Source organism: Vibrio zhugei (assembly GCF_003716875.1).
Lineage (GTDB): Bacteria > Pseudomonadota > Gammaproteobacteria > Enterobacterales > Vibrionaceae > Vibrio > Vibrio zhugei.
In genome coordinates, this window is sequence record NZ_CP033078.1 from 1,265,252 (window position 1) to 1,281,350 (window position 16,099).

Consider the following 16,099-nt stretch of genomic DNA (forward strand, 5'->3'; position numbering starts at 1 on the left):
GTCTACTTCACCCTCAGCGATGGCCGCCAGTGCGTTGCCGCTGTTTTTTGAGCATGTCGAACAGGCACTTGAACATGCCCCGCATGAAGTGCGTCGCTTATTTCATGGTCGTGGTCAACAATGGCCCGGTCTTGAGCAATTGACGTGCGATTGGTTACAAGGCCAATTAGAGGTCACCTTGTTCAAAGCGGTGGATGACGCATTTTTGAACGAGCTTGTTGCTGGGTTAGTGCGACTCAGCCAGTCTGCGTTGTGGCAGCAACAACAAGGGCAAAGTATTTTTATTCAACACCGCTATGCCGATGGCGCACCGACGAAGGTGATTGTCGGTGAGATCAACGACCGACCGATTGTGCAAGAGCATGGTTTGAGTTTTCAGTTGGATCTCGGCCGTAACCAAAACATGGGCATCTTCTTAGATATGCGTTTTGGGCGACAATGGGTACAACAACATGCTCAGCATAAGAACGTATTAAATCTCTTTGCTTATACTTGTGGTTTTTCGGTGGCGGCGATGGCTGGTGGTGCGGACCAAGTGGTCAATGTCGATATGTCGCGGGGGTCGTTAGCAAAAGGGCGGGTCAACCATCAGCTTAATGAGCATAACCTCAATCAAGTGAAGTTTTTAGGTCACGATATTTTTAAATCATGGGGGAAAATTCGTAAGTCTGGGCCTTATGAATTGATCATTATCGATCCGCCATCTTTTCAAAAAGGCAGTTTCGCGTTAACCAAAGATTATCAAAAGATTTTGCGTCGCTTACCCGATTTATTAGCCGACGGTGGGCAAGTACTGGCTTGTGTGAATTCGCCGATGGTCAGCAGTGATTTTCTGCTTGATGCGATGCGCGAGCATGCGCCAGATGTGGTATTTTCTCATCGGCTCGATAATCCACCCGAATTTGCCGATATCGATAATGAAGCCGCATTAAAGGCGCTGGTTTTCAATTACCAAGCGCCATCACCAGAATAACGTTGTATCACTGCGCTTCTTAGTGAACGAGGCGCAGTCATTCACCCAACATTATTGCTTCGCTTCAGTGGTATTATCCGCCTGATAAACCAAGGTATGTTTCGGGGTTTTAATCGTCAGCGTTTCTTTCGCTAAGCTTAAATCGGTCCATGACGATAAGCTTCTGTGGATCATTTGTTCTTGTTTCATGATGTCATCTGAGCACAACTTCATGGTCAGCGCCAACTTGTCGAGAAGTAGGCGATTTTTATCCAGTTTGGCTTTGCCGAAAAAATCATTGCAGCTCGCATTCCCGCTTGCCATCATGGTGTCGTCAAATTGGATAAAAGGTTGGGTAGACGTTGGATCGGTTTTGACCGCTTTTTTATCAACAGTGGTCAGTACCCAGCGATGCGCTTGAAGGTCTTTAGCGGTGATCGGTGTGGCTTTATGACTGGCACACCCTGCGATGATGACAGCTGAGGCGATTGCTGTAATGGTCGAAATTGAACTAAGCTTCATGCTAGCACTCCAAATAATATGCATATTCTGACGTAGAGTGCATTATACGCAGAAAATGTCATTAATGCGTTATAAGTATTGAGATTACTGAGAGATGTGATGTTGATTCCGCCTTGTTGAAAGAGGAGGTGATGGATTCATGGAGCAATTAGAGTTTTTTTCTGTCCCCAGCCCTTGTATCCGACGGTGTAGTACCGACGCCAAAGGGTATTGTCTCGGCTGCATGCGCACACGTGATGAACGCTTCCGTTGGCAAACCATGTCTCCGGTGGAGCAACGTCATGTGATTCGTTTATGTCAGCTCCGTTATCGACGAAAAATGGGCAAAGGCCATCAAAAAGCGAGCGCGACAGACAATCAGACGAGCGATAATCCGCAACAAGATTTGTTTTAGTGGTGGGTTGAATCAAGGAGGAGAGGGATAGATTTACAGGGAGAAAAGCAGGCTGTTGAGACGACAACAGCCAGAATTATTGCTATTGTCCATTCCAGCGATCGCTGACCCAGCCACCGATATGCTCATCATAATGCACCCCAGAAAAATTCCCTTTCGTTGTCGGCCGTTGTACTTTCTTCTCGCTCTTCGTGAGCATTGTATTGATATATTCTGCCATTGGATCCGGCTTATGTTGCTGTGTTTTACTTGCGACTTGTTTTATTAGATCGAGACGATATGTGTTGCCAGTTCGTTTCATAGTATGTGACACCTATTATTAACCAGTGAAGGTTAAAAATTAACCTTTGTTGTATAAAAAAGCAACAGGTAAGCGAGGTATCTTTTCTAATGTGTCACAAAGAGGTAGAGCCGTTTGCGCGTTCGTTGCGGTATTGTCACATTAGATTTTGTATGGTGAAGCGAAATATCGTCATCACCACGGGCGTGGATCGGCGGTTAGGTAAGGAGACACCGACTGATTATTGGCTCAGTCGGTGTTAAAATTATGATCGTTTGTGTTTGGGCACGTAATTTAAAATACTAATCGGCAGTGGTTTTTTCGGTTCAAAACCAGCGATAATTTCACGATCAAGCAGGTGACCTAAGCGACTTTCGATCATGCAAAGATTCTTAAAATCGTCTTTGGAGACAAACGAGATCGCTTCTCCAGTGGCATCGGCGCGTCCGGTCCGTCCAATGCGGTGGACATAATCATCGGCAGGGAAGGGTAAGTCGTAATTCACAACACGCTCTAAGTGATCGATATCAATCCCGCGCGCCCCAACCCCAGTGGCGATCATAAAGCGTATGTGGCCGGCTTTAAAATCGTCTAATAGTTGATTACGAATGGCTTGGCTACGCCCGCTATGAAACGCTTCCGCTTCAATGCACCGTTTTGCCAGTTGTTCACTTAACTTCGCGGCGCCACGTTTTGTTTCAATGAAGATCAGAGCTTGCTGCCAGCCTTGGGTGGTAATCAAGTGACTTAATAGCGCGGATTTTTTATCTTTATCCACTGGAATCATCCATTGCTTAATGCTGGCTTTGGACGCGTCCGTAGCGGCAATTTTTACTTCGTACGCATCAGGCACGGCCGTTTTGGCTAAATCACGAACTTTATTGGATAACGTTGCAGAGAACAGCAGTTGCTGCGCATCTTGAGGTAAACGATCGAGAATCTTATTGATATCATCAATGAACCCCATATCGAGCATGCGATCCGCTTCATCAAGCACAATGGTTTGCACTTCATCAAAATGCACCGCGTGTTGACCATACAGATCGAGCAGGCGACCCGGTGTGGCAACCAAAATATCAACGGGGGTCAGCAGGGCTTGCTTTTGGTGCTTATCGTCTACGCCACCATACGCGGCTGTGCCACTTAACGCACTGAATTGAGTGTATTGATCAATGTTGCGAGCGACCTGCACAGCAAGCTCGCGAGTGGGAACCAACACCAAAGCGCGAATGCGTTTCTTACGTTGTGTGGTACCGGCAGACAGTTTTTCAAGGATCGGTAACAGGTAACTGGCCGTTTTACCTGTGCCAGTTTGCGCCGCCGCAATGATATTCCTGCCTTGTAAAATGACGGGAATCGACTGCGTTTGGATCTCAGTTGGGGCGGTATAATCACACGCGTGCACAGCGTCAATGAGGGGTTGGCTCAGGCCTAGTTTTTCAAATGACATGAAATAGCTCAATCAGTTAATGGCGTTAGTGCCAAGTAATATCTAAGCACTTATCATAACATACTTCTTGATGGCCTTAAGAGCGTATTTTTGCTTTCTGGCACACGATGCACGCACAGTCATTGTGTTTAGTGTGTGGCTTATTTATAATCGCTAACGATCCATGACCCCTTATGAACGCGTCTTTCCTCAAGGCTTGAGCGCGAGGAGGGGGCGTGCGACTCACTTCTCTTTGTAGGATGCCTTTGCATTGACTCGCTCATGCGGTTGATTCTTCCTTTTTACCTATAAAGAGTACATAGCAATGTTATTATCGATTGCAGCAATTATCGCTGGATTTGTTATTTTGGTTTGGAGCGCCGATCGGTTTGTATTAAGCGCTTCTGCAACGGCGCGTTATGCAGGCATGCCGCCTTTGTTAATCGGTATGGTGATTGTCGGCTTTGGTACCTCGGCCCCAGAAATGGTGGTCTCGGCCATGGCGGCTTTGCAAGGTGCACCTTCATTGGCACTGGGCAACGCGCTGGGATCGAACATTGTGAATATCAGTTTGGTGCTTGGATTTACCGCACTGATTGCCCCGCTTTCTGTCCGTTCTAAAATCGTCAGTAAAGAACTGCCTATTTTGTTGGTGATCACCTTAGGTTTGGGGGTGATGTTATGGGATAACACCTTGACCCAACTCGAGTCATGGGTGTTGCTGGCTGGGTTTTTCGCCTTTGTCGTATGGTCGATCTACAGCGGCTTGCGTGGCAACAATGACAGTATGACTCCCGAAGCTGAGCTGGACCCGCAAGTGGCGACCATGACACTCAAGACCGCACTCATTTGGTTGGCGTTTAGCCTTGCGTTATTGATCGGCAGCTCGCGCTTGCTGGTTTATGGCGCTGTCAATATTGCCCATGCGATGGGAGTGAGCGATTTAATGATTGGCTTGACGGTGATTGCGTTGGGCACGTCATTACCTGAGTTGGCAGCGACGGTGATTGCCGCTCGGCGAGGTGAGCACGATCTCGCATTGGGGAATATTCTTGGTTCCAACATGTTTAATATCCTCGCGGTGATTGGTATCGCCGGAGTGATTCATCCGGTGAAAGATATTGGTCCAGAAATTTTCTGGCGCGATTGGATGACGATGCTTGCCGTGACCGTGGTTCTTTTGATGACGGCGATCAGTATCAAAGGGCGTCCCGGCCGGATTAACCGAGTGGAAGGGGCAATTTTGTTGATGTTTTATCTATTGTATAACGGCTATTTGATTTCCAGCGTGCTCCAGTAGACACGCCAAGCTCGCGTTGTCTGCGTCGTGGCGGGTGGGGTTCTCGTCTTTTATTGATGTGATGAGCAATGAATCGCTTAATTTTCCTTTATTTTTTGGCGTTGATGCCGACATAAAGGAATGGGCGATATACAGCGCATTGTATATCCATCGGATCGGACTTAATGGATTTCATTCACGGCCATGGCAATCGGTATTAAGACAAACTTTGCAGCGCAGCATACTCGGCATCAGTTAAATCAAACCGATGAGCGCGTGCAATTGTCTATGGAACGATTGACCACGGGGCAAAAAGTTAACTCGGCGCGTGATGATGCCTCAGGATTACAAATTGCGAACCGCCTACAGGCGCAAGACAGTGGCATGGGGATGGCAGTGCGCAATGCTAATGATGGCATCTCGATTGTGCAAACCGCTGAAAGCGGCATGCAAGAATACTCGGAAATCTTGATGCGGATGCGCGAGCTTGCCTTACAGTTTGGCAATGGTGCCAATACACAAACAGAGAACGAGAGCCTAAGCCAAGAGTACGAATCCCTGCGTGATGGGCTAAGCCATATTACGGCTACGACGCGTTTTGCCGGGCAACCTTTGCTCAATGGGTTGTATGAGGAGCGAGCTTTTCAGATTGGCGCTTTTTCTGGCGAAGCCGTAAAAGTGGTCATGCCCGATTTAAGTGTCATTCGGCGTCAGGACGAAAGCGATGCCAAACGGGCTCAGTATGCCTATGTCAAACCCGGCTGGCGTTCTCAGCAAGGAGATTCGCTAAGTTTTCGTAATCGCACACATCCAGAGCAAGCGGATCAGACGGTGCTCTTGGCCCCTCAATCCTCCCTAGAACAACTCGCCAACCAAATTAATCAGCAAACCTCGATAACAGCACGCATTGAACAGACCGATGAGCACAGTGGCCGACGCCTAGTGTATTATGCCAGCAATGGCGATGTGGTATTGCACAACCCGCTAGAAGGGCCAAGTGCTACGAGCAATGGCCTGTTTACGGGGGTAAAAGGAGAAGAGCCACTTGGCGATGAGGTGGACGAGGCGTATCCGCTGCCGGAACTGAGTAATGCGCATTCCGTGGATGAAGTCATCAAAGCCATTGACCATATTCAGCAATATGTGGACTCCGGACGAGGCCGCTTAGGCGCCGTTGCCAACCGTTTTTCTCATGCCATCAGTAATTTGACTGGGGCACAATCGAATGTGGCGCACAGTCATAGTCAGATCGTGGATACCGATTACGCCCGTGAAACCACCGCATTCACCCAGCATTCAATGATTAAGCAAGGAGACACCACCATGCTTGCTCAAGCGAATCACATCCCGCAGCAAGCGCTGCGTTTACTCGGTTAGTGCCGGATTCACTCGAATGATATGCTGGCGTGCAGAAAACCCTGATGTGTTGCTTCCTGCACGCCGCGACGGCCGATCAGTGTGCTGTTGTGGCGACTTTTAAGCCAATGATGCCTGTTATGATCAGCATTAGGCTAATGACTTTCAGTAGAGAAATCGGTTCTTTAAAAACCACAAAGCCAAACAGAACGGTTCCAATCACGCCGATCCCCACCCAAACGGCATAGGCAATGCTTAACGGCAGTGAACGAAGCGCCAGACTCAGTAAATAAAAGCTGGCAGCAACCGCGGTGAGAGTCATCAATGACGGTAGGGGCTTACTGAATCCATGTGAGTATTTAAGGCCGATGGCCCAAACGACTTCGAGCAAGCCTGCAACAATGAGAATTAACCAGTTCATAAGAACACCTATTAACGGGGTCGTCCCCAATCGGTCAGACATTCGCAGGGTCGTCCCTGAGAACAGTTGTGCGAATCTATCACGCAAGCCACGGCTCAGCAATGGCGCTAAAAGTTGGGACTAAAAGAAAGGGGGATAATGGCTTGTCCATCTCCCCCCCTTTGCTATCACGCTACTTTCTGTTTGCTCACTTTAGCATGGAACAATAATGGTGCGGCCCGACGTTCCTTCATAGTCGACTACAAGACATTGGATGGACCATGCACCGAGATCTTTGTTCGCTTTGACATACACGGTGCCACTGCCTTTGGGGCCTTCAATGCTATACGAAAAGTTGGCAGCACCTCCGGCACCTGATGAATCGATACTGCCATTAACAAAGCCGCTCGTGATTGGTGTGCCTAATTGGGCGACGACCTCAGAGGATTGTTGGACTTGGTAGACAGACACTTGGTAAGGCTTAGAGCCTTTCATCAAGCTACCCACGCCAAAAAATAGTGAGACAAAAAATATCAACATGGCCGCGATAAAGATGAGACTCGCTATCGTCCACTTTTTTTGTACTCGTTTAAAATGTTCAACACTTTGCCAGCGTTTATGTCGCCATGCCCACTCATTGCCTTTTAGACCAAGCGCAATAAACATGACTATATTCACAAATGGACAGAACATCCAAAATGCGCGGTAGGTATTATTGCCAATGCCCCACACCCAAGTCAGCAAAAAAGCGCCCCAGTTCCAACCTTGTATTTCACTCGGGATATCGGCATATTTGCCTTGACCTGACGTATTATTTTCCATTTCAATCCTCGTTTTTATTGTCGTATTGCTTATTTTTACTCGCCAACCACGTATCGTGGGTTTTGCCGCGCAGATTATAGAGACAAGTCATAGTAAGTGTAATTAGGCCGCCATGTTTTGTTGGTTCTTTAGATACAGATCTAAAACTGCATGATGAGGGGTTGAAGACGATACCATCGCTCGGCTATGGACATACAGTGGAGTTCGACACGGTGAGATAAACCGCGCCTTCTTTGACCCTTTTATTTTATCGGTAGACCCTTTTTTTTGGCCTTTATAAAAAATCATTTAAAAACAGATAGTTAAACTTTGGTCAAAATAAAAGGGTAAAAAAGGGTTTTTCTGGCTAATCTGTTGCTATTTCGTCGTTTTTTGTTATATTTTTCTAGTTCACTGCCGCACAGGCAGCTTAGAAAGTCTGTGACCACTTTATCACTGTGACCACTTTGTTCACTGCCGCACAGGCAGCTTAGAAATGATGATTTCAGCGTGCAGCCTAAAACACCTGGTTCACTGCCGCACAGGCAGCTTAGAAAACGTAGTCTCTGGGATGAGAATTGGAGGCCATGTTCACTGCCGCACAGGCAGCTTAGAAATCTGGCACCGATGGTTTTTCTTCTTGCTTCCCGTTCACTGCCGCACAGGCAGCTTAGAAATATGAGCGCACAGATAAATGATGATTGCTCTGGTTCACTGCCGCACAGGCAGCTTAGAAATTGAAGAGTTTAAAGATAACAACGAGTTAATAGTTCACTGCCGCACAGGCAGCTTAGAAAGAAAACCAGTGACCGCACGCAGTTCCAGGAACGTTCACTGCCGCACAGGCAGCTTAGAAAGGAATGGGACTCCATATCACCAGCCCGGCCGGGTTCACTGCCGCACAGGCAGCTTAGAAAAGCAGGAAAAGAAACAACAAGATGATAAGTCTGTTCACTGCCGCACAGGCAGCTTAGAAACAGAGGCTCAGGCGGCTTTGGAAGTACAAACAGTTCACTGCCGCACAGGCAGCTTAGAAAGTTTGACGCATTGTCCTAAAGGATTTTCTCTTTGTTCACTGCCGCACAGGCAGCTTAGAAAATTATTGAAATTAGCTTTATTTACGCCAAAGCGTTCACTGCCGCACAGGCAGCTTAGAAAATGTAGACCATGAAGTATCATTCGCACCGTTTGTTCACTGCCGCACAGGCAGCTTAGAAAATACGCGCCATTCGGAAGCCATTTATCCAACCGTTCACTGCCGCACAGGCAGCTTAGAAAATTGGATATGTTTGTTGTCCAAAAGATTACGCGTTCACTGCCGCACAGGCAGCTTAGAAAATTACGAACACATCGACACAATCTTGTGCGAAGTTCACTGCCGCACAGGCAGCTTAGAAAATGTATGCGTTCGATACATCGTACTCAATCAAGTTCACTGCCGCACAGGCAGCTTAGAAAAGAACTATTACTATCTTGCTTGTTTTGCTTAAGTTCACTGCCGCACAGGCAGCTTAGAAACGTAGGGGCTGTGATATTTTGAACCGCTTGTTGTTCACTGCCGCACAGGCAGCTTAGAAACATGGCCGTGAACTCGTCCGGCAGCAACAGGCGTTCACTGCCGCACAGGCAGCTTAGAAACTTCCCGCCTGGACCGCGACCTGTCCGGTGGAGTTCACTGCCGCACAGGCAGCTTAGAAAATCCAGAAAGCGAGAGATTTCCGCGCCTATCGGTTCACTGCCGCACAGGCAGCTTAGAAAGCGAAATTAAAGAAGCGGTAACCGAAATCAACGTTCACTGCCGCACAGGCAGCTTAGAAAGAGAAATGGGGCAACAGAACTTTCTTCAGCAAGTTCACTGCCGCACAGGCAGCTTAGAAATTACTGTAATAGAATATTTGATGTCATTAGGCGTTCACTGCCGCACAGGCAGCTTAGAAATCGGACGTCGCCGCGTTGGCTTCGCTTGTTTCGTTCACTGCCGCACAGGCAGCTTAGAAATGTCCGATTTTCCGTGACATATCGCACAATTCGGTTCACTGCCGCACAGACAGCTTAGAAAAGTCAGTCGCTCGCAAGTTAAGAGCGTCATTCGTTCACTGCCGCACAGGCAGCTTAGAAAAATTCATAATCGATTTTCATCTTTCTCTCCAAGTTCACTGCCGCACAGGCAGCTTAGAAAAGGTAAGGCTCGCGCTTTTGCTTGCTGATTGTTGTTTCACTGCTGTACAGGCAGTTTAGAAATGGAAGCCAGCCTGGTCGTAACGACTGACCGCGTTCACTGACGTACAGGCAGCTATAAAATGTAACTGAAATCGGCGTCGCTTTATTCCAAAGGATGTGCTTCATGTCAATGTCTATTTTCGTCGTCTGCGAATTTTGTTTAGCGCAGCATTTTATTCGAATCAGCTTGGTTAGTTCTAGACTAAATAGCCTTTTGTGAAGAAGACATTGGAGCTAGCAGCGATGATTTGAAAGAATAAAGGAGCAATAAATGCAAAAAGAAACGTCTCTCCGGCCTTAATTATCACGGAATAATTTTTATCGCTTTTGCGATAAAAACAAGAAAGCTAACGCTTAAAAAGCTCCAAAACCCTAAAGTATTTATCCACATGAAGACTCTGAATTTGGTCGAGGTTGTCGTTATACGGTGAGAAATAAACGGATAAGTTAAACAATAGCGCATAAATCGAGACGTAATGCTGTAAGGCATCATGCTTTGATCGTTGGAATGTAATTTCTTTGCATCTTTGGATAGTTGATTATCAATCCAAATCATGCGCTTTGAATTACCCAAAGCCAGTATCACTCCACATATTGTCCCTGGAATCGCCCAGATAAGTACGTAGCTACCGAATAAGATCGTGGGAACTCCGATAAACCAAAACTCCCATTCTTTTGTCAAACCCATTAGAAAATATCCTGCGCTAAATCAATCGTTGACTCGTAAATGAATGGGTGTCTGTGATGACTTTTATCACACATTTTTTTTATGTTTCGGGTGACAGAAAAAAGCGAGATATAAAAATATAGGTAAGGCAATTAACTGTACATTTCCGGGCAAGTTTAGATGATTAACAATAAATTTCTCGAAAAATAATATATTTACAGGCGCACCTATTATATTACCTCCGTAGAGGAATATGGAAAAAAATTGAGCCATTACTGTAAGCATAAGAGAGTATTAAAAAACATGATGCCTTTTGAACGTTGTTTGTTTAGCCCGAATCTTACGAATCCCCTCATAATTTCTATATAAAACAATGAGTAGACGCACATCGCTCATTCTGATCTAATGAATTTCGCCAAAAACACACTTGATTCAATGAATTTAATAGGGAGCCCTAACGATGCGCGATGTTCAAATTCTACAGCAAACTCTTGAAAACCAATGCCCTGGTATTCACAAAAAACGACTTAGATCTCTTATGCTTGCAACCAGAGCGGTACTGGGCGGCTCTGATCTCACCCTCACTAAAATTGGACGAGCTCTCGACACTGATACCACGGTGAAACATGCCATCAAACGTATTGACCGATTGCTTGGTAATCGCAGTCTACATCGTGAAAAAGAGTCCATATATAAATGGCATGCGTCCCTTATTACCCGAGCCAATCCTTTTCCTGTACTACTGGTTGATTGGTCGGATGTTCGTGAGCAACTGCGCTATATGACATTGCGAGCTTCGATATCCGTTAAAGGTCGCGCCGTCACGCTTTATGAACAGGCATTTGAGTACAAAAACTACAACTCACCCAAGAGCCATCAGCACTTTCTCGATAAGCTTCAATCCTTGCTCCCCCAAGGTTGCACCCCTATCATTATCTCCGACGCTGGCTTTAGAAATACGTGGTTCAGGCAAGTCGCCAACAAAGGTTGGTTCTGGCTTGGGCGTGTACGGGGCGAAGTCTCGATTAAGTGTGGCGAGAGCGCTTGGCAATGGAATAAAGCCTTTTACCCTCAAGCGACTGATAAGCCGCTGTTTTTAGGAGAAAGCCAACTGGCTAAGCGCTCACCGCTTCAGTGCTTTGCTTACTTATACAAGAGTCATCCCAAAGGCAGAAAAGCCCATCGGCATAGTCGAACCTGTCAGAAACACTCGGCTGGAAAAGTGTTCCATAAAGGAGCGAAAGAGCCTTGGCTTCTGGTCACTAACATCCCCAACCATGTACTTAACGGCATTAAAATTACCCGTTTGTACGCCAAAAGAATGCAAATTGAAGAGTCGTTCCGAGATCTAAAAAGTCCAGCCTACGGGTTGGCGCTTCGCCATAACCGAACACGTTGCACCAAACGTATTGATATCTTGTTGCTCATGGCATTGATGGCCGAAATCATCATGTGGTGGAATGGCTTAATCGCCATGCAAGCCAAATGGCATTATGACTTCCAAGCCAACACCATCAAGCATCGCCGTGTGCTCTCCATTCCTAGACTTGGTAAGGAAGTACGTTGCCACCGAAGATACCGAATACAAGAGTCCCAATATCATTGGGCAATGGTCGAATATCAACGCCTTACGCATACCTGTGGGTTGGGGGAATTATGAGGGGATCCGCCAGAGCCCGAATTCAACTGCGAAGTGCGACACTCTCCAATATCAAGAAGCTAAAGCCATCTCCTCAAATATAATGGCTGCCTGCTTGAAGCCTAAACACTTTCTCGGACGGTAATTTATCCGCGATAAAGCGAACTCTATATCGATGTCCGTCACTGTCGTTAGATCGGTTCCTTTCTTCACATATTGCCTTAAAAGACCGTTCGCATTCTCATTAGCACCACGCTCCCAAGAACTGTACGGATGAGCAAAGTACACATCAGCCTTTAATTCTTTTGCGATGGTTTCATGACCTGCAAACTCTCGCCCGTTATCTGCCGTAATGGTATGGACATGTTTCTTATAGGGCTTCAGTAGCTCTATTGTCGCTTTGGTGACATCATCCGCTGACTTAGATGGCACTTTCTTTACCACGTAAAATCGAGTCTTACGCTCTAAAATAGTCACCATTGCACCTGTACCATGCTTACCTAGCACAGTGTCGATTTCCCAGTCACCAAACCGCTCCTTACTGTCAACGATGCTTGGTCTATCATCAATCGAAACGGCATTTTTTATCGCTGGAGCTTTCGTAACCGTTCACCAGTAGGTACTTGATTTGCTCGCTATAGGTTGAACACGTTGGGATAGGGTTGGCGTGCGGTGACCGCTTGTACTATCTCAGAGAGTACTGCATACGTTGATAGTCCGCGTTTTTTACACGTCTCAACAAGCGAGTGGATGCGACCTCTAAATTTATCACCCGCATCGGATGTCGTTCCATAGCTGATTTTTCTCTGAATGACGCAACCACGTATGCGCCTCTCCGCTTCATTATTTGTCAGCGGTATTGAGGTATCGTTCAGGAACAACCATAAGCTTTGCCTATGCTGCTGCAATTTTTCGCATCGTCCTTTATATCTTTGGACTATCAGTGTACTGCCTTTTTCAAGCCAGTCATCGAGGGATTTTTGCAGTCGTTGCATTCGCCGAAGATATTGACCGTGCGTGATTTCCTTTCTTTCAAGACGATGACGAATACGGAAAATCATATTGGCAATCAGAGTTAAACGACGGCCGACGTAAGCGGTATATCCTCCGCCACTATAGTCCGCTATTTGTTGAAGGTTACGTGTGACATGCGACCAGCAGAGTTGATGTTTTTCTGGGTTTATCCAGTTGTAGCTTGGGCATTGGTCACTCACAACGAAGCCTGAGTAATGTTCACCAAGCACCGTTTTCGCAGAATGCATGGAACGAGAGAATAAGATTTTCTCATAAACAAGGTTTTCACTGGCCACAAGCCAGCACCATCGAAGCCCTTCTTCGTCATTACGAGGATGAGAGGTTTCATCAACATGTACCAGTGGTGCGGTTTGGATACTATCTCGAATGGCTTGGTGGAGTGGCGTTAACATCGAAGCGACTTTCGTTTGCGCTTCGCTAATGGCTCCAATAGAGAATGTGGTTCCAAATTGCTCTTTCAGAAGTGAGCGGGTTTTACGGATACTTAAATGGTACTGACCGGCTAATACCGCAATATAGCTGAGAAGATTCGGCCCCATGATCCCTTGAGAAACATGGTCAGGTTTCTTTGCTCTGAGCAGTTCATTGCAGTGCTGGCATTGTCCTGAATACAGTCGGTACTCAGTAATATCTATCGTTGGTTTAGGAATTTCATGGACCTGGTGACGATAAAAAGGCGTGTCATGAACCGTGACGTCAGTGTTACCGCAACATGGACAAGTTGAGTCAGGAAAGCAATCAACCACGACATCACTGTCTTTTAGTTCTGAGAGTTGTCGTTGATGCCCTGAGTGACCCGGTTTAGCTCCGCGCGAATGGCGACCACCAGAGCTTTGAGCTTTTTTCTTTCAGCTCGCTCTTTTGGCCCATCGGTTGAAGGAGGTTTTGAAGAGTTGGAGCAATTGGTCTTGAGTTTATCTTCATAAAAACGCAGTTGTTCCCACAGCTCTTGAATGAGTGCGTTAGCTTCTTTGATATCAGAAGCCACAGGTGGCGCTTCTGTGAATTTGGATTTTTTCATTTTCATGCAAACAGGATGACGCTTAGAAATGATCACTCAACAGTAAAATGTGGATCCAGTGCTGTTGATCACATTTGATATGTCAATGGGGGGCTGGTGAACGGTTACGAGCTTTCTCTTGTTTACCTCGGCGATACCGCTTATGACCTTGTCTCAAGTGACGATATAACTTACCGCCCAAGCGTTTATCTTGAGCAACAAAGCGATAGATCCACTCATGACTGACAGATGCACCAATTTTCGTTAATACATTAGAAATCTGCTCTGGACTCCAATCTGTTTCTAAAAGAAGGCGGATAAAATCGACACGTTCCTTTGGTATTCGGTATTTACGTGCTGTTTTGCGCTTTTTGGTAGACGACATCTGGGCTTCGTTAGGGCAATAATGCTCTCCCTTCCGACCGCGTTTAAGCTCACGGTATACCGTCGAGCGGTGGCACTGAACTGTTTTAGCTATTTCAGGAACCGAAATTCCCCGTTCCAAAAGAGCAGAAATCTGGTATCTTCTGCCTTCGGTCAACTGTTGATAATTCATGGTAGTACTGCTTGTTTCTTTGGCGAGAAGAGCGTACCACTTTCAGCAGTTGGCTTCCTCTTCTACATATTTCCATGAATGTCGCACTTATTATCTGAAATCGGGAGTAATCAGCGCCCATCTCGGCTCCTAATGCTGATTTACTCATTGCTTGATAACCCCTTAGGTAATCCTCAGCACTATATCTAAATAACTTAAATTGTTTAGCTTTCCTAGTGTTTTTCCATAGCATCGGTTTTAAGTTAGTCTTGGATGTTACTTGATAAGCCTCTGCGGCATTTTTAGCTGTTGTGGTTTTTGCGACTAATCCATAAGCTGACATAGCTAAGTCAATACCATAGTAGGCGATATCACCTTGGGTTTTTGAGTAGCCTAAAGATTCAGATGCATATTGGTAGCCTTCTCGAACGAGCCCAGTAGCATTTTCATCACCATCGACAAAATACTTTCCATTTTCGTACATGTTATTCATACCATGAGCTGCCATAGGAGCACCAATTAAACATAAGGTTCCCACTGAGGCGTAGCACATTCCAGCTCCGGCGGTTACTTGCATGACGCCAGCGATAAAACCGATCCCTTTTTGCATGATCATGCCGCCTTGTTCTATCAGGCTTTGTCTTTCTTTGCGAAGCTCTTTGACTACCGTTTCTTTGTTCTTTTTTCCGCTCTTGAAGTCATTAACAAGGCATTGCTCAAAACGATCGACGTCACGAACAAACTGCATCTTGAGGCTTCCATCAGAGATGTAGCGGTGTGAAAGTGTCACAGCTTGCATGGTGAGCCCTTTGCCCGCTTTTTCTACTTCTCTAATATCCCATGAGTCCGGAGTCGTTTTGTTTCTCATTTCTGTAACATCGCCCACGTTTCATAGCCTTCTGTACCGGCTATTTTGTGTTTCCAGATGATATCTCGGTAAGAGAGGTAAAGAACTTCTGACATGTCTTCATCCCCTGAACTCAGCACATTGGGTTGATCAAAAGACAGGGTTGAAATTAAGGCATCAACCAATTCAATGGCATAAAAATTCTCGTTGTAGCCTTGCTCATTGGTGCGATAGAACTTAATAGTGTATTGTAAGTGCTCTTGTTTAGAAAAAGCGTTACCAAGGAGTGGCGAGGCTTTATCAATAGGTTTCGTTATGACGACCTCGGCAGGTCCACCGTGTTTGCTTAAGGTAAAGTTACATGCTAAAACCGTGATTTCATCAGAATGAGATTCTTGAGCTTTGTTACCAATAGAATATTTAGTATTACACCCTTGAGAGATGCTACCTTGTGATCTACCAATAATAGAGAGATATGCTGTATGAGCCATTATAAACATTGGTTATTATGAATTGTGTTGACTATTAGAAGGTTTTTATAGGGAATTTTCAATGAAGATTTAATATAAGTCGACGTAATGTGATCTTTTGTGAATTTCCGCAGTTGATGTTGAGTATCTGCTGGCATGGCGGAATAGGCCGTGAATGATTCGCGCGATTAGCTGTTGAGAGTATCAGTTGTTTTGTGTGAAAAGGTGATAGGGCTAGAATACCTACCTGCGGTATTTTGTTATCTTAGGCGG

At 46.0% G+C, this 16,099-nt stretch carries 14 protein-coding genes, 2 pseudogenes and 1 CRISPR repeat array; of the genes and pseudogenes, 5 read left to right on the top strand and 11 right to left on the bottom strand.

Annotation, left to right across the window (positions count from 1 at the left end; genetic code table 11):
• Window positions 1-19 precede the first annotated feature (19 nt).
• Window positions 20-973 carry a class I SAM-dependent methyltransferase gene (locus tag EAE30_RS11175; protein WP_123017341.1) on the top strand — a complete coding sequence of 318 codons (954 nt, stop codon included), beginning with the start codon at window positions 20-22 and terminating at the stop codon, window positions 971-973.
• Between the two features lie 51 nt (window positions 974-1,024).
• Here the strand turns inward: EAE30_RS11175 and EAE30_RS11180 are convergent, their stop codons facing one another.
• Window positions 1,025-1,474, bottom strand: coding sequence for an META domain-containing protein (locus tag EAE30_RS11180; protein ID WP_164711836.1), 450 nt, complete (start codon window positions 1,472-1,474; stop codon window positions 1,025-1,027).
• A 139-nt stretch (window positions 1,475-1,613) separates the two neighbouring features.
• On the opposite strand from EAE30_RS11180, the gene EAE30_RS11185 reads away from it, so the two are divergent.
• Entirely contained in the window at window positions 1,614-1,868 is a 255-nt protein-coding gene (locus EAE30_RS11185) for a DUF1289 domain-containing protein (protein ID WP_123015992.1), read from the top strand.
• 82 nt (window positions 1,869-1,950) lie between these two features.
• On the opposite strand, the gene EAE30_RS11190 is transcribed toward EAE30_RS11185, so the two are convergent.
• Together EAE30_RS11190 and EAE30_RS11195 are read right to left on the bottom strand one after the other, a co-directional pair.
• A complete protein-coding gene (locus EAE30_RS11190; RefSeq protein WP_123015993.1) occupies window positions 1,951-2,169 on the bottom strand; it encodes a hypothetical protein in 219 nt (72 codons plus the stop codon).
• A gap of 244 nt (window positions 2,170-2,413) precedes the next feature.
• Window positions 2,414-3,598, bottom strand: coding sequence for a DEAD/DEAH box helicase (locus tag EAE30_RS11195; RefSeq protein ID WP_123015994.1), 1,185 nt, complete (start codon window positions 3,596-3,598; stop codon window positions 2,414-2,416).
• A gap of 304 nt (window positions 3,599-3,902) precedes the next feature.
• On the opposite strand from EAE30_RS11195, the gene EAE30_RS11200 reads away from it, so the two are divergent.
• Together EAE30_RS11200 and EAE30_RS11205 are read left to right on the top strand one after the other, a co-directional pair.
• Entirely contained in the window at window positions 3,903-4,877 is a 975-nt protein-coding gene (locus tag EAE30_RS11200; protein WP_123015995.1) for a calcium/sodium antiporter, read from the top strand.
• A gap of 183 nt (window positions 4,878-5,060) precedes the next feature.
• Window positions 5,061-6,233 (top strand): flagellin N-terminal helical domain-containing protein, encoded by a 1,173-nt coding sequence (locus EAE30_RS11205; protein WP_123015996.1) that lies wholly within the window; start codon window positions 5,061-5,063, stop codon window positions 6,231-6,233.
• Between the two features lie 76 nt (window positions 6,234-6,309).
• Here the strand turns inward: EAE30_RS11205 and sugE are convergent, their stop codons facing one another.
• A complete protein-coding gene (gene sugE / locus EAE30_RS11210; protein ID WP_123015997.1) occupies window positions 6,310-6,633 on the bottom strand; it encodes a quaternary ammonium compound efflux SMR transporter SugE in 324 nt (107 codons plus the stop codon).
• A 192-nt stretch (window positions 6,634-6,825) separates the two neighbouring features.
• The gene (locus EAE30_RS11215) at window positions 6,826-7,434 is read right to left on the bottom strand and encodes a cytochrome c oxidase assembly factor Coa1 family protein (RefSeq protein ID WP_123015998.1); all 609 of its coding nucleotides are present in this window, start codon (window positions 7,432-7,434) and stop codon (window positions 6,826-6,828) included.
• Window positions 7,435-7,822: 388 nt separating this feature from the next.
• A CRISPR array of direct repeats spans window positions 7,823-9,714; the repeat unit is 28 nt; unit sequence GTTCACTGCCGCACAGGCAGCTTAGAAA.
• Window positions 9,715-10,760: 1,046 nt separating this feature from the next.
• Here EAE30_RS11215 and EAE30_RS11225 point away from each other — a divergent pair.
• Window positions 10,761-11,960: an IS4 family transposase gene (locus tag EAE30_RS11225; protein ID WP_123014377.1), complete on the top strand. Its 1,200-nt coding sequence runs from the start codon at window positions 10,761-10,763 to the stop codon at window positions 11,958-11,960.
• 51 nt (window positions 11,961-12,011) lie between these two features.
• On the opposite strand, the pseudogene EAE30_RS11230 reads toward EAE30_RS11225, so the two are convergent.
• From EAE30_RS11230 to tssD, 6 genes and pseudogenes are all read right to left on the bottom strand, one after another.
• Window positions 12,012-12,539, bottom strand: a pseudogene (locus EAE30_RS11230) (IS30 family transposase); the annotation flags it as partial.
• Window positions 12,540-12,574: 35 nt separating this feature from the next.
• Complete coding sequence (gene tnpC / locus EAE30_RS11235) at window positions 12,575-13,720, bottom strand: IS66 family transposase (protein ID WP_315972111.1); 1,146 nt, start codon at window positions 13,718-13,720, stop codon at window positions 12,575-12,577.
• 14 nt (window positions 13,721-13,734) lie between these two features.
• Window positions 13,735-13,995, bottom strand: coding sequence for a DUF6444 domain-containing protein (locus EAE30_RS19190; protein WP_315972110.1), 261 nt, complete (start codon window positions 13,993-13,995; stop codon window positions 13,735-13,737).
• Window positions 13,996-14,104: 109 nt separating this feature from the next.
• Window positions 14,105-14,530, bottom strand: a pseudogene (locus EAE30_RS11240) (IS30 family transposase); the annotation flags it as partial.
• Window positions 14,454-15,395 (bottom strand): DUF4225 domain-containing protein, encoded by a 942-nt coding sequence (locus tag EAE30_RS11245; RefSeq protein ID WP_241967761.1) that lies wholly within the window; start codon window positions 15,393-15,395, stop codon window positions 14,454-14,456. The gene EAE30_RS11245 and the pseudogene EAE30_RS11240, both read right to left, overlap by 77 nt.
• Complete coding sequence (gene tssD / locus EAE30_RS11250; protein WP_123016001.1) at window positions 15,374-15,847, bottom strand: type VI secretion system tube protein TssD; 474 nt, start codon at window positions 15,845-15,847, stop codon at window positions 15,374-15,376. Before tssD ends, EAE30_RS11245 begins: the two co-directional genes overlap by 22 nt.
• Window positions 15,848-16,099 lie beyond the last annotated feature (252 nt).